The organism is Rhizobium sp. AC27/96 (genome assembly GCF_001692325.1).
Classification (GTDB): domain Bacteria; phylum Pseudomonadota; class Alphaproteobacteria; order Rhizobiales; family Rhizobiaceae; genus Rhizobium.
This window is the reverse complement of the sequence record NZ_LXKN01000019.1, coordinates 1-13,819: the sequence shown is the minus strand read 5'-3', so window position 1 is coordinate 13,819 and position 13,819 is coordinate 1. Positions and strand designations below refer to the sequence as shown.

The following is a 13,819-nucleotide window of genomic DNA, read 5'->3' as shown; positions in this document are numbered from 1 at the left end:
TCGATGGGCAAACTTCTCGCGTGTTTCGTCGTTGTCGCGCTGCTCTCAGCTTGCCAAACAGCCGACGATGCACTGACCATCAGCTCCACACCTGTTGCCGTCACCGGACCGGCTGCGAGTGCGATCGCCGGCGACATGGCAAGTCGTCTGATCGAACAGATTGGCCCAGCCGGTGCTGCGACCACGATCAAAATGGAGAAAGATACGTCGGAGTTCGCGACGGCCCTCGAGGCGGCTCTGAAGGGGTGGGGCTATACAGTCGTCTCGGACGGTAAAGTCGCCAAAGACATCAAGCCTGTCGAGCTTACCTATGCAATTGAGGGATTCGAGGGACAGTTGCTGGTGCGGATCTCGACGCCTTCCATCGCTCTCGGCCGCGCCTATACGCCGACGGCAGCCGGCACCACGCCGGTCAGTCCGCTTTCGATCAAGCAGCGCAACTGACGGAGATTAACATGGTCCAATCGCTCCAGCTTGGCACGTCCAGCCAGGCCGCCGATGAGAATGGTATGCGTCGACTCAACCGGCTGCCGATCATCATCGCCATCATTGTCGTCGTGCTGTTCGTCGGTATCGTCGTGATTGGTCTGTCACTGCGAGGACTTTCTTTCAATCGCGGTGGCATCGCGGGTGCTTCCAACAGCCCGGCGACCAGTTTCGGCGACCGGCTCAAGCGAGGCGTTACCGATGGCATTATCGGTGACCCAGAAAAGCAGGAGGTGTTCCAGCCTGCACCCGTCGCCGTCGAGAAAAAGGACAGGCAGGATCCGGCCGTCGAGCGCCAACCAGTGGAACGACAAGCCCCCCGACAAAAGCTCGAATCCGAAGAGGAATGGAGGGCTCGCCTAAAGCGGGAGCAGGATGAGCAATTTTTGCGCGGGGCCCAGCGCCAACGGATGGCACGCCTCCAGGCTCGTTCCACGGCGCTCGATTCGCCGCTTAAAGTAGACATCTCCGATGTCGAGAAGGTCGCCGGCACCACCGATAACACCGGGCGCCAGCCGAAGAATATCGCGGCAAACAGTGCGTCAGACCTTTATGCCGCGGCCATGAAATCCGGCCAGATGGGCCAAAACATCGATCAGAACGGGCAGACGTCGAAGGAGGATTTTCTCAATCAGGATATCAAGGATCTCGGCTACTTGCCGAACCAGGTCGTGCCCCAGATGTCACCATACGAATTGAAGCGCGGATCGGTCATCCCGGCAACACTGATCACCGGCCTGAATTCCGATCTTCCGGGGCGGATTTCCGCTCAGGTCAGCCAGAATGTCTACGACAGCGCAACCGGCTATCGCCTTCTAATCCCACAGGGAGCGAAGCTGTTCGGTCGCTATGATTCCAAGGTCTCATTCGGTCAGGAACGTGTTCTTGCCGTCTGGACGGACCTGATCTTTCCGAATGGGTCTACCCTGCAGATCGGTAGTATGGCAGGAACTGACGCGGAAGGATATGGCGGATTCCAGGACAAGGTCGACCGCCATCTCTGGAGGACTTTCGGATCGGCGGCTCTGGTGGCAATCATCGGGACCGGGATCGATATGTCGATGCCCGAGAGTTCGACCCTTGCGACACAGGAAACTGCCTCTGATGCTGCGAGGCGGAATTTTGCGGAAAGCTTCGGCCGCGTCGCGGAAGAGACGATCTCGAAGAACCTCAACGTTCAGCCAACGATCCGGATTCGTCCGGGGTACAAATTCAACGTACTCGTCGACCAGGACATCATTTTTCCTTCTGCCTATCGTCAAAGTTAGGCACGTAGAGCCAAGGACCATGTCCGCGATTGAATCAGTGGCAGTGTTGTCACGTCCGCATAAACTTTCGCATCTCAGTCGACTTTTAGATTGGCGCGACTTGAAGATGCCGCCGTGCTGGTAATACTTTCTACACGGATCAAGGGACTGCTTCGCCAGGCGCGAGCACCTCTAGTTGCCGATGGAAAACCGATCGTAACGCCACCCGGCGGCCCACTAGACACGTGGCCCGATTGACCATCGTCTATGAACGATAACGGCGGGTCAGGAACATAGGAGAGGTGCCGTGGACGGACACGTTCGCTCGCTTATCGATAGTGTGGAAGCTGCGCAGGACGAGCACATGATCAAGAGTGCGCTTAAATATTTCGCGCATTCCTGTGGATATGATCGGTTCGCCTACCTGCAAACCGAGGGTCTCGAAGTCAGGACGTTCAACTCCTACCCTGAGCGGTGGCAGCGCATCTATCTCAGCAGTGAATATTCGCGCATCGATCCCGTGGTGACGGATGCGAAGCGCAAACGCGAGATATTCTTCTGGACGGCAGACGACTGGCCTTCCCGGGGATCATCTCCGTTGCGGCGGTTTCGCGACGAGGCGATCGACCACGGTATTCGCTGCGGTGTAACCATCCCGGTGGAGGGAAGCTTCGGATCCGCGATGATGCTGACCTTCGCTTCATCGGAGCAAGGAGTGGACATTTCAGCTTCGCTGGATTCCAAGAGAGCGGTTCAGCTGGTGATGGCCATCCATTATCAACTAAAGATCATTGCGGCAAAGACTGCGGTGAATCCCAAGCGAATGCTGTCGCCCCGCGAAATGACCTGCCTTATTTGGGCAACAAAGGGAAAGACGGCATCTGAAACGGCGATGGTGACCGGGATCAATGCCAGAACCGTACAACACTATCTCGATAAGGCGCGTAAAAAATATGACGCCCAGTCCGTGCCACAGCTCGTTGCCATTGCCAAGGATCGTGGGCTCGTCTGAAGTCTATTCGCCGCTTTCCAAAGCCACGTCTGGAACGTAGCCAAGTGCGTCCAAGATTTCAGACAGCTCCTCCTGCTGGGCCTCGGACCTCTTCTGTCGAGCGAGGTATTCGTCCTGGAGGGTCTGAAGCACGGAACTTGAGATCGACGGGTCATCGCTTGCGCGCAACCACTCGTCATAGACAACCTGGTCTGCCGCGACGAGCTGGCGATGTTCTCGAATCGCTGCAACTGCCAGCGTCTCAAGCTCTGACCTTTGCATCGAACCGTATCCAGCTGCTCTTCCATCTCTTTCGGTTTCGGAGGAGCCCACTTCAGCCATCCATTTCTCCCCTAATTTCATTGCTTCATCACCAGAAAAGGTGCCTCGGTGCCCGTGCTGGTTTGAGCCATGATTGCGCTGCCCGCGTGCAGCAATCATACGCCCAAGATCACGAGGGAACATCGGCACGATGACTAATATCACGTGCAGAGCGGAATAGGAACTATAGTTCCTAGAACAATAGTTCCGATTCAGGTTCCGCTCTCGTCATGGATCTCAAGGATGTCATGGCGACTAATTTGCGTCGAATACGCCATGGCAAGGAACTGACGCAGGAGGAATTGGCGCACCGCACGGGCCTTAGTATGCGTTATATCGGAGCGATCGAGCGCGCCGAGAGGTCTGCAACCGTCACCGTCCTTGGTAAGATATCAGAGGCGCTCGGCGTCGAACCCGCAGAGCTTGTGACGAAATCAAACTGACTGGCCAATCGTGCCAAAGGCGAATAATTTTCCAGCCTTGGAGGTGACTTTCGCAGCGGATCCGTTTCCGTGAAACCCTTGAGCCTGTTCCTACCACCGAGCCCGCTTTGCATCAGGGCTTTACATGAGCGTCGCGCCTATTATATATTCTTCGCAAGGAGAATGATTATTATGGCCACCACATCACACGCCTACACGCCCACCGAGGCTGCAGCTGTCAGTGAGATCGCTGTAAAGTCTGTGCATAATGCAATCGACAAGCGGATCATCGCGACTCATATTATCGGCGGCAAGGGACGAGCACTCAACGACGAGGATCTCCTTCGGCTGAAGCTCTGGTATGGCGTCGGGTCGATCTTGTCTGCCGAGCGGCGCAAGCGTCTATTCGACACCATCGATCAGAACCCCGATGCTGATACGGTGAGGGCAGACGACTATCTCATTGTCGATGTAGCACGGGCACGGGAACAGTTGGCCGCGCGCGCCGAGGCGCTTCGAGAAGCCGAGCGAATGATTGAGAGCACGAAGGGCCTCGTCGGCGGAGAACCGGTTTTCAAGGGAACTCGCGTTCCGGTGAGAACGATCGCCGCGATGAAGACCCAGGGTGCGAGCACCGCGGAAATCCTAGAGGGTTATCCTTCGCTCACTGAGCGTACGGTCGGGCTGGCCGAGATCTGGGCTGCCGCACATCCGGCCAGGGGTCGTCCGCGGAAGCTTTCGGAGCAGGGTCTCAAAGTCAAATCCGTGAAGCGCCTGAGCCTTCGGAATGGGATTGTCCCAAAACAATCCGGCTCGACCTCGTGAGGTTTCTTATCGACGAATGCCTTCACACGTCTCTTGTGGCCGTGGCACAAACTCACGGCCATGATTGTTTCCATGTGAATTGGCTGGGACTGAGCGGCGAAACCGACTGGGATCTGATGCCTCGGATCATCGAGGAGGATTTCACCTTCGTGACGAACAACGCTCGCGACTTCCGAAAACTCTATGCCAAAGAAGAACTGCACGCCGGACTGATCATTATCGTGCCGCAGGTCCTGCCGTCGCTGCAACGGGAACTGTTTGATCTTATTCTCGGAGACCTCGCGGGCGCGAGCGATTTTGTTAATGAAGTCATCGAGGTGACCCTCGATGGGGAGGATGGCGCCGTTCTCACGCGCTATTCGCTTCCGGAGGCTTAGTCACCTTCCCTAAGGCATCATTTTCCACCGATCCGCGACAGGTCAATCCGCATTTCAGCCGATTCCGCGCCGAGATTTTCATCCGACTGCTCAGGGTGCGAATCCCCTTTGTTCCCACGGTGGGCGACATCGTCATCCAGGGCCGGCGCGCTTGCAGCCGTCACGTCGCCTCCTGGATCGGAAGCCTGGAACACACTCACGCCCTCGAACTCACCGGTCTTCCATGCGTAGATGGCGTCCTCGAAGATCTGCGGGAAGACGTCTTTACTCGTGGGGTTGCCGTACCACTTGGCGACGATCCGCAGGGCCTTGGCGAACATCGCCGTACCTTTGCGGAGGTTTTGGCAGGCATCGACAAGGTCGGGATTCAGATCAGTCGGATCCTTGACTCCAATCCCAGCAGGAAGCTGCGTGAGGCCGACGCGAACGACGGCCTGACCTGCATATTGACGCACGATCGCCATCGCCTCATCGGCCGATGCCGCTTTTGGAATGAGGATCAACCGGCCGCCCGATTTGACTGTGACGGCGAGGGGATCAGCCGAGCCCGCTGATGTCACGAACTGCTCGACGATCGCGGGCTTGAGGGCAGGGTCTGCACATTCTTTGATCAGAGCGGCGTCCAGCATGGTGTCTCCTTGGCATTCAGGTGTTGAAGGCAATGACGAGTGGCTTTGCGAAGAGCTTTGCCCACGCGGTCGTGGCAACACGCTGGATGGAGACAATTGATGTCCCTTCGGTCCACCAACCGTTTCCGACGGCGATGATGAAGTCAGGATCGTGCAGCATGGACTGGAGGACGGGCCAGATGATCAGTTGCTCATAGCAAATCAGTGGTGCCGCCCTGTTGGCACCAACGGCGATGGCCGGGTTCGCGAAGAAATCCGCCCGGGCGCCGCCGCTCTCCCCAAACCAGGATCGCCACGGCTGCCACATAGAACCCGGAACCGGCATGCGTTCGCGATAGAGGGTGTGAGCGCCCTTGCCATCGATCGCCACGAGGACATTGTCGTAGCCGCCGTGGTCGACCACCACGGCGCCAGCGATGACTGTTGCATCGCCGTCGCGGAGGACGTCTGTCCAAAACCTCTCCACGGTCGGCGTCCAGAAGCCGAGCGCACTTTCCGGCAGCACCACATAGAGGGCGCCATCGCCGGTTGCGCCACGCACCGTTGCCATCATGTCACGCTGGCGCTGAAGACCAGCATCCCGACCGAGCGAAGCGCCCAATTCGAGGTCGACACCGCGCCAGCCACTCGGTAGATGCGGCTCGGTCCACGACGCGGCGGACCAAAGCCAAAGGCCTATCAAGGCGATGGCGACAGCTGGCCAAATGCGGGTTACGAGGCCCGCAAGGCCAGCTGTCATGAAGCCCAATCCCCACCATCCCCAGCCCGGAAACAGAACACCGGCGGCGGTGATAGGATGTGCCCAGCCCGTGATGCCGAACGGCGGAATGGCCATGATCACGACCGCGAGGAGATAGCGGAACGGCCGAGTACAGGCGTTCTTCGTCCAGACGACGGTATGCACGATGACAAAGCTCATGGACGCGCATAGCCAGAGCAACAAGCCCGGCCAGATATCGGACGAATAAAAGGCGGCGACGCCCTGTGTCAGACCCCGCGACGCGGCAAGGAAGTATCCGGTGGAGACGAGTGCGGCCACTAACCTCGTGCGCGAGATCGACCAAAGAATCGGAAACGCCGGCGCGACAGGGAGGAGCAACACATAGCCGCTCCAGCCCACCACGCCGATTGCGATCGAAGCGAATAGCAGCAGCGTCGTTCGAAGATGATCACGGCGCATAGGTGAGGACCTCCTGCGCCAGCCCGAGAATGCCAGAGGTGGGCACCGGACCGAAGTATCGGGAGTCATAAGAACCGGAGAACGACGAATGCAGGAAGACATATCCTGGCGGTACGATGCCACTCGTAAACGGCACCAACGGCCGATCGCTTCCGTCTCGTGATGCGAGCCTGGAAGAGAAAACCGGCCGCCCGTCCACGCTCACATCGGCGCCGATTTCGACATGCTGTCCTGCAACTGCGATCACCGTCTTGATCAGAGGTGCAACACCGTCCGGGCAGGAACCGGGACGGAGATAGCCGCGCGCTCGCGCCTCCCGCATTTCCGCGGTTGCCGGTGGGCAGATGAACACCAGGTCATCGACAGCAGCGGGGCGATCGAGCGGAACAAAGCGCCACAGGCCGAGTGGCTCGCTCGGTGTCAGATTGATGCGGTAACCGCCGGCGAGGGCAGTCACCACGAGCACGATAGCGGCGAACGTCGCCGCCGACAGGATCGCAGCCGCTCGTCGTCGTTGCGCGGTCGTCACCCGGCGCGTTCCAACTCCCGCCGTCATTTCAGCGAGAGCCCTTGGCTCTTCGCCTGACGCAGCGTCTCGGCCTGCTTCAGCGCCTCGGCCGTTCGTTGATGAGCAGCAAGTTGCTGGATCGCCCGAATGGAATTCCACGCGGTCTGGACCTCCGCCTTCTGGCCGGCGGTCATGCCTGCCGTGACCGTTTCGAAGGTCTTGCCATCGGCGTCCTTCGCAGCCAAAGGCAGGAAGGTTCGTTCGCCGAAGCGCTCGGCCACAGCCTTCGCGAAACCTTCAAGTTCGACCTTCACCATCTTGTCTGCCAGTGCGTATTCGAGGCCGGCCGGGAGATCGTTGCGATCGATCGCGTCGCGGACGCGTTCAAGCGTTTGCCTGGCCGCTGGAGACAGTTCCGGGATGTCGACCGAAACCTTCAGCCGGACCGCGCGCTCCTCCGTCTCATGTTTCATTTCGGCCTCGGCCCGCTCACGCAGATAGCGTTCAAGATTTCGGGCGAGCGCCGGCACATTGGCGATGGCTTTTTCCCGATCCTGCCTGTCGGCGCGGCTGGCGAGAACACCGGTCTTGCCCTTCAGCGTACCGAAGCTGTCGGGCGCGGTGGCAACCTTCGCCAGGGTGGACTGCGCGACCGAATGGTCTTTGATCATGGCGTCGACGTTGATCGCCTTGAAGGCTGCTTCCGGCTGTGCGTAAACCAGATGGAAGCGAGTTGAGACGTCCTCCCATTGTTTCTTGAGGCCGGCATCGGCGGCGAGCTTGTCCTCGACAGCCTGCTCCAACGATTTCGGGAAGGTGGTGATGCCTGACACCATGGGCTTGGCCTCTTTGATCGGGTCCTGGATTCGGGGGTTTTTGATGCTACCGACGAAACCAAGTTTCGTTGCAACAGCGGCGAGGCGAACGCCGAGATCGACCAGCCTCGAGCTCTGCCGGATGGTCCATTCGAGGCGATCGCGAGCAAGCGTCCGGGCGACATTCATGAGGTGCAGACCTCGCGCCTCCGCAAAACGAAGAGCGTGGCGATAGAACGACGCCTTCTCGTAATCGAGGGTCGTTTCCTTGGCGTTTCGGCGCGACAAGATCGGGATAAGGCCGCCGGATTTCGCGAAGGAGCGACTGCCGTAATAGACGGCGAGATCCTCGCGATGGCGCGTCATGGCGACATAGGTGAGATGCCGGTCCAACGAGAGGGAGGCAAGCACCTTCACCCGGTCGACGGTCGCGCCCTGGCTCTTGTGGATCGTCGTCGCATAGCCGTGATCGAGGTTGTTGTAGAAGCGCTGCTCGATTGTGACCTGGCGGCGGTGTTCGCCTTCGCCAACCTCGGCAACAATGCGGCCGGGAGCGGCTTCAAGCACCTTTGCGAGCATGCCGTTCTTGACGCCGAGGCTGCCCTCGTTCTTGAGGAACACGATCTGGTCGCCAGCCGCGAACATGCGGGTTCCGTCCTCGGTCTTGAATGCAAATCCGTCTGCGACGGCGCCGCGGTCGACCAGCTTGGCTCGCGCCATATCGTTGAGCATTCGGACGTCGCGGCGGAGGTGTGCGAGGATCAGGCTGGTCTTCAAAGGGTCGTAGTCGCGATCCCAAGCTGCGATCAAGCTTTCGACCGCTTCGTCCTTCAGTCTCAAACCAATCATTCGACCATGAGCGGTGTAGGCATCGACAGCCTTGCGGATATTGCCACGAGCGAGATCGAGCGAGGCATCGCGCATCCATTGCTGGCGCTGTCGATAGATCATCTCTAGCTCGGCATAGCCGATGCGATCGGCAATGGCGCGGAAGGCGGCGCCTGCCTCGATCGGCTGCAGCTGTTCCGGATCACCGACAAGGACGAGCTTGGCGCCAACCTTGGTTATGGCTTCGACCAGGTGCGCCATCTGCCGCGACGACACCATGCCGGCTTCGTCGAGTACGAAGACCGACTTGTTATCCAGCTGGTTGCGACCCTGGTTCCAGCGAAGTTCCCACGACGCCAGGGTACGCGATTGGATGCCCGCTTCCTTCTCCAATCCCTCGGCCGCTTTGCCCGCCAGGGCGGCGCCGACGACACGATAGCCAGCCGCTTCCCACGCCTCGCGGGCAGCCTTCATCATCGTCGTCTTGCCGGCGCCGGCGCGGCCGATGACGGCGGCGATCCGTTCGCCGCCAGCGACATGCTCGATCGCCGTTCGCTGCTCATCCGACAGACGGGAATGGCGCGCAAAGGTCGCCTGCAGCACCGCCTCACGGACGCCATGGGAGACGCGGCCCGAAAGCCAGTTCGCCCGGTTGGCCATCTCGGCTTCAAGCCGGATCATCTCGCGCGTCGTGTATTTCGCCGGCTCCCGGACGCCGGTCGCAAGATTCATTCGCTCGCGATCGAGCCTGAGCGCTTCCGGACTCTGCAGGATCCTTACCATCAGGCTTTGGAAGAGCCTGGTATCGTCGATATTGCGATACAACACCTTCGCCACATCGCGCTCATCGAAGACGCTTTTCTCCCGCGTGATCAGCTCAAGCACGATCTCGGGACGACGCTGAATGCGGCGCGCATTTTCACTACGACGAGCTTCGTGAAGTTCAATGCGTTCGAGTTCGGGAGTCGAGGTCTCCTGCTTCCGGTCGGATTGCTCCGCCTTGCGCTCGATGGCTTTGGTGCCGACGCCGAGGTGAATGGTCGGCTCGAGGTCGATACCCTGCTTTTCGAAAGAGCGTCCATCGATGCGAATATCGAGACCGGCGAGCGCCAGATGTTTGTTCTGGCAGGCAAACCAGCCGTCGCGAAACGCGTTGAAATCCTCAGTGCTACCAGCCCATAGATCATAGACGATCTTGCCGGCGTCATTGCGGATCGGCTTGCCGTCCGGACCGAGAACCGCGACCTTCTTTGAACCGAAGCCGTCTTCGGTCAGCGGTCGCAATGTCGTCATCAGGTGCACGTGAGGATTCCCAGGCGCATCGTGATAGACCCAATCGGCGACCATGCCCTTGGCCGTGATGTGTCGCTCCACAAAATCGCGCATGAGCGCGATGTTCTGCTCGGCCTTCAGTTCGAACGGCAAGGCAATGGTCACATCCTTGGCGAGCTGCGCGTCGGACCGCTTCTCGAATGCCTCGACCTTGTTCCAGAAGGCCTCGGATGCGCCGGCGACCGAACGATCGGCAATCATCGAACGCAACCATTCGGGCGCATCGGCTGGAATGACGAACTCCTCATGCAGGAGCCCCTGCTTGCGCGTGTAATCGATCGTCCGGGCTTCCCGGTCGAACTCCATCTTGGCGCAGTGCCGGTAGGCCGCCGACAGCAGGGCACTGCGGCCGGAGCCGCGGGCGACAATGCTGACGGAGAAGTGAGGGACGGCCACGGCGGAGTTCTTTCCCGGTTGCGAACGAAATCAATGGGTTCGTCGGGAGCGGGAGGCCTGACCGGGCCTCAAGCAAGGGCGTCGCGCCAGCGACGTATAATTGCGCCCTTGGAAGCCGCTCCTTCGGAACGGCCGGGATCATTCACCAAAGCATCGCCGTTGGCGATTGCAGAATTCACAGTAGTGCGTTCCGCACTGCTCTCCCGGAAACTCGGTTCGAAAGACAAGCTTTCTCACCCAGGGAGACGATCGGACATGAAGAAACCATCCTCGAAAATCCGCGACGAAATCGCCAAGCTGCAGGAACAGCTCAAGGACTCCGAGAAAAGGGAAGCCGAGCGGATCGGCCGGATCGCGCTCAAGGCGGGTCTTGGCGAGATCGAGATCGACGAGGCGGAGCTTCAGGCAGCGTTTGAGCAGCTAACCAAGCGATTTCGCGGAGGGCAGGGTGCTACGACCGGAGGGAAGAAAGGCGGCAGCGAGAGCAGCCGACAAGCATCGACCGGGGCGGACGGGTCTGGCGCGGGCGCGGGCAGCGCTAGCGAGGCTTGAGCGTATGGCGAGGACGATGACATCCGACGCCCGCAAGAAGGACACGCGCGAAAAGATCGAGCTCGGCGGCCTGATCGTAAAAGCCGGGCTCCGCTACGAGAAGCGCGCGCTGTTGCTAGGTGCGCTGATCGATGCAGCCCACCGTATCGAAGGCGATGAGGGCGAGCGAACCCGGCTCACCGCAATCGGCGCAGAGGCCTTTGGCAATGACAATCAATAGGATTGCGCTCGTCGTCGGGCCGGCGGCATTGATGATCCTGGTCGTCATCGGAATGACCGGGATCGAACAGTGGCTTTCCGGTCTCGGCAAGACCGAGGCCGCACGGCTGGCATGGGGACGGGCGGGCATCGCACTACCCTATATCGCCAGCGTGGTGATCGGCATCCTGTTCCTGTTCGCGAGCGCCGGTTCGATCAACATCAGGATGGCAGGCTGGGGCGTCATTCTTGGATGCAGCGGGGCGATCCTGATCGCCGCTACCCGCGAAACGATGCGACTTGCCGCCTTCACGAAGGCGCTGCCTGCAGACAAGCCAATCTTCGCCTATCTTGATCCGGCAACATCGATCGGAGCGGGCGCAGCATTCATGTGTGCCTGCTTCGCTTTCCGCGTGGTGCTCATAGGCAATGCCGCCTTCGCAAGGGCCGAGCCGCAACGCATTCAGGGCAAGCGGGCGCTCCATGGTGAAGCGGATTGGATGAAACTCACAGAAGCGGCAAAGTTGCTTCCCGATGCCGGTGGCATAGTCATCGGTGAGCGCTATCGCGTCGACAAAGACGATGTCGGGAGCCACGCGTTTCGAGCCGACCGCACCGAGACCTGGGGCGCCGGCGGAAAGTCGCCGCTGCTGTGCTTCGATGGCTCCTTCGGCTCGTCGCACGGCATCGTCTTTGCCGGTTCTGGTGGTTTTAAGACAACGTCGGTTACAATCCCGACAGCACTCAAATGGGGCGGCACACTGATCGTGCTCGATCCCTCGAACGAGGTCGCACCGATGGTCTCGGCGCAACGCGGCGGAGCGGGAAGGGACGTGTTCGTTCTCGATCCGAGGAAACCCGAAATCGGCTTTAACGTGCTGGACTGGGTCGGCCGTTTCGGCGGAACCAAGGAAGAGGATATCGCCTCAGTCGCATCTTGGATCATGAGCGACAGCGGCGGCGCGCGCGGCGTCCGTGACGACTTCTTTCGCGCGTCGGCATTGCAACTTCTGACGGCGCTGATCGCCGATGTCTGCCTTTCCGGCCACACGGATGAGAAGGATCAGACGCTTCGGCAGGTGCGCATGAATCTCTCGGAGCCAGAGCCGACATTGCGCAGGCGGCTGCAAGACATTTACGACAATTCGGGTTCGGATTTCGTGAAGGAGAACGTCGCGGCCTTCGTCAACATGACGCCAGAAACATTCAGCGGTGTCTTCGCCAATGCGGTCAAGGAAACACACTGGCTTTCCTATCCGAACTATGCCGCGCTTGTGTCTGGAAAGAAATTTTCGACCAACGACATTACGACCGGCAAAACTGACGTCTTCATCAACATCGACCTTAAGACGTTGGAGACCCATTCGGGCCTTGCACGCGTCATCATCGGCTCGTTTCTCAATGCGATCTACAATCGCGACGGACAGATCAAGGGGCGCGCGCTGTTTCTCCTCGATGAAGTCGCGCGGCTTGGCTACATGCGGATTCTCGAAACGGCACGCGATGCTGGCCGCAAGTACGGCATCACACTGACAATGATCTATCAGTCAATCGGCCAGATGCGCGAGACCTATGGCGGCCGCGATGCGGCAAGCAAGTGGTTCGAGAGTGCTAGCTGGATCTCATTCGCTGCCATCAACGATCCCGAAACCGCGGATTACATATCAAAGCGCTGTGGCATGACCACGGTCGAGATCGACCAGATGAGCCGCAGCTTCCAGGCAAAGGGATCGTCGCGAACACGCTCGAAGCAACTCGCGGCTCGACCACTCATCCAGCCTCACGAAGTTCTGCGCATGCGTGCCGACGACCAGATCGTCTTCACGGCCGGCAACTCACCACTCAGATGCGGGCGCGCCATCTGGTTCCGCCGCGGCGATATGAAGGCCTGCGTTGGTGAGAACCGCTTTCATTCACCAGCCGGGGCGAGATGAAAAGATTACGTTCGACGAATACCTCGACCGCTTGCCGCCTCTGATGGCATTTGGCTTTCCGACCGTGACCTAGCTGGCTGAAGTCCGCACGCCATCGGCGCCATACCCGAATGCCATTCTTCACGAAAATGAATCGGTCGGACCTCTATGATTCATATATGTCGTTGGACGCGGCGGTGGCGTGTGGCGATCATGCCGGCATGATTTCGCAACCCTACCAGCTGTATGTCGAACGAATGGATCCAGCCAAGAACATGGCCCGGTTTTATGCCATGGAAATCGAGCAGACGATATTCGGAGAGGCCTGCCTAACCCGGCGATGGGGGAGGATCGGCAAAAGCGGTCAGGAGAAGCAACATGTCTTCGAACGGGAAGAGGAGGCGGTCCTGTTATTCCTCGACCTTCTGAAACAAAAGCGTGCGCGCGGATATTTGCCAAGAACAGCGCTGCAGTCCTCGCAAAGCTGATTTGCGCCACCTCGGTTGCAAGTGACGACAAATCGGGGTGGCTGAAGTGGCCGCTGCCGTGTCATCTACGCCGACCCGGGAAGGTTGCGAACGGAGCCTCGATCACGACGAAGAGCAGAGTCTTTTGCCAGAAGGTTCAGGCCGAGCTTTCCCTTGCTCCCCCCAGCTTTGCCGACCAGCCGCCCATGATATGCGCCATTGTGTGCCATTCGTCCCGGAACCGCATTGCCAGGCTATCGCCCACAATCACGGTCGCCGGGATATGAAGAAGCGAAAACTGGATGTAGGCCATGTGGACCGCGCGAGCGTCG

The 13,819-nt window shown here is 59.6% G+C and carries 15 protein-coding genes; 10 read left to right on the top strand and 5 right to left on the bottom strand.

Annotated elements, in window-relative coordinates; all coding sequences use genetic code 11:
* The first annotated feature begins 3 nt into the window (after positions 1–3).
* From trbH to A6U86_RS18415, 3 genes are all read left to right on the top strand, one after another.
* Entirely contained in the window at positions 4–444 is a 441-nt protein-coding gene (gene trbH, locus A6U86_RS18425; protein WP_068394142.1) for a conjugal transfer protein TrbH, read from the top strand.
* Between the two features lie 11 nt (positions 445–455).
* Entirely contained in the window at positions 456–1,754 is a 1,299-nt protein-coding gene (gene trbI, locus A6U86_RS18420) for an IncP-type conjugal transfer protein TrbI (RefSeq protein ID WP_068394140.1), read from the top strand.
* A 286-nt stretch (positions 1,755–2,040) separates the two neighbouring features.
* The gene (locus tag A6U86_RS18415; RefSeq protein ID WP_068394138.1) at positions 2,041–2,745 is read left to right on the top strand and encodes an autoinducer binding domain-containing protein; all 705 of its coding nucleotides are present in this window, start codon (positions 2,041–2,043) and stop codon (positions 2,743–2,745) included.
* Between the two features lie 3 nt (positions 2,746–2,748).
* Here A6U86_RS18415 and A6U86_RS18410 read toward each other — a convergent pair whose 3' ends face one another.
* Positions 2,749–3,066: a transcriptional repressor TraM gene (locus A6U86_RS18410; protein WP_068394242.1), complete on the bottom strand. Its 318-nt coding sequence runs from the start codon at positions 3,064–3,066 to the stop codon at positions 2,749–2,751.
* Between the two features lie 209 nt (positions 3,067–3,275).
* Here A6U86_RS18410 and A6U86_RS18405 point away from each other — a divergent pair, with 209 nt between their 5' ends.
* The 3 genes from A6U86_RS18405 (at position 3,276) to A6U86_RS18395 (ending at position 4,669) form a co-directional block, all read left to right on the top strand.
* Positions 3,276–3,488: a helix-turn-helix domain-containing protein gene (locus A6U86_RS18405; protein ID WP_068394137.1), complete on the top strand. Its 213-nt coding sequence runs from the start codon at positions 3,276–3,278 to the stop codon at positions 3,486–3,488.
* A 171-nt stretch (positions 3,489–3,659) separates the two neighbouring features.
* Entirely contained in the window at positions 3,660–4,292 is a 633-nt protein-coding gene (locus A6U86_RS18400) for a DUF433 domain-containing protein (RefSeq protein ID WP_068394136.1), read from the top strand.
* The gene (locus A6U86_RS18395) at positions 4,289–4,669 is read left to right on the top strand and encodes a DUF5615 family PIN-like protein (protein WP_068394134.1); all 381 of its coding nucleotides are present in this window, start codon (positions 4,289–4,291) and stop codon (positions 4,667–4,669) included. Before A6U86_RS18400 ends, A6U86_RS18395 begins: the two co-directional genes overlap by 4 nt.
* A gap of 17 nt (positions 4,670–4,686) precedes the next feature.
* Here the strand turns inward: A6U86_RS18395 and A6U86_RS18390 are convergent, their stop codons facing one another.
* Genes A6U86_RS18390 through traA form a run of 4 tightly spaced genes read right to left on the bottom strand, consistent with a single transcriptional unit; the run spans position 4,687 to position 10,357 of the window.
* Entirely contained in the window at positions 4,687–5,298 is a 612-nt protein-coding gene (locus A6U86_RS18390; protein WP_068394132.1) for a TraH family protein, read from the bottom strand.
* A 16-nt stretch (positions 5,299–5,314) separates the two neighbouring features.
* The gene (locus A6U86_RS18385) at positions 5,315–6,478 is read right to left on the bottom strand and encodes a conjugal transfer protein TraB (RefSeq protein ID WP_068394131.1); all 1,164 of its coding nucleotides are present in this window, start codon (positions 6,476–6,478) and stop codon (positions 5,315–5,317) included.
* Entirely contained in the window at positions 6,468–7,034 is a 567-nt protein-coding gene (gene traF, locus A6U86_RS18380) for a conjugative transfer signal peptidase TraF (RefSeq protein ID WP_068394130.1), read from the bottom strand. The genes A6U86_RS18385 and traF overlap by 11 nt, the downstream gene beginning before the upstream one ends.
* Entirely contained in the window at positions 7,031–10,357 is a 3,327-nt protein-coding gene (traA, locus tag A6U86_RS18375) for a Ti-type conjugative transfer relaxase TraA (protein ID WP_068394125.1), read from the bottom strand. The genes traF and traA overlap by 4 nt, the downstream gene beginning before the upstream one ends.
* A 255-nt stretch (positions 10,358–10,612) precedes the next feature.
* On the opposite strand from traA, the gene traC reads away from it, so the two are divergent.
* The 4 genes from traC to A6U86_RS18355 all read left to right on the top strand — a co-directional run bounded on the left by traC (position 10,613) and on the right by A6U86_RS18355 (position 13,508).
* Complete coding sequence (traC, locus tag A6U86_RS18370) at positions 10,613–10,909, top strand: conjugal transfer protein TraC (protein ID WP_068394124.1); 297 nt, start codon at positions 10,613–10,615, stop codon at positions 10,907–10,909.
* Positions 10,910–10,913: 4 nt separating this feature from the next.
* On the top strand, positions 10,914–11,129 hold the full coding sequence (traD, locus tag A6U86_RS18365) for a type IV conjugative transfer system coupling protein TraD (RefSeq protein WP_068394123.1): 216 nt from the start codon (positions 10,914–10,916) through the stop codon (positions 11,127–11,129).
* Positions 11,116–13,041, top strand: a complete 1,926-nt coding sequence (traG, locus tag A6U86_RS18360; RefSeq protein WP_068394121.1) for a Ti-type conjugative transfer system protein TraG — start codon at positions 11,116–11,118, stop codon at positions 13,039–13,041. Before traD ends, traG begins: the two co-directional genes overlap by 14 nt.
* Positions 13,042–13,199: 158 nt before the next feature.
* Entirely contained in the window at positions 13,200–13,508 is a 309-nt protein-coding gene (locus A6U86_RS18355; protein WP_068394238.1) for a WGR domain-containing protein, read from the top strand.
* The last annotated feature ends 311 nt before the right edge of the window (positions 13,509–13,819 follow it).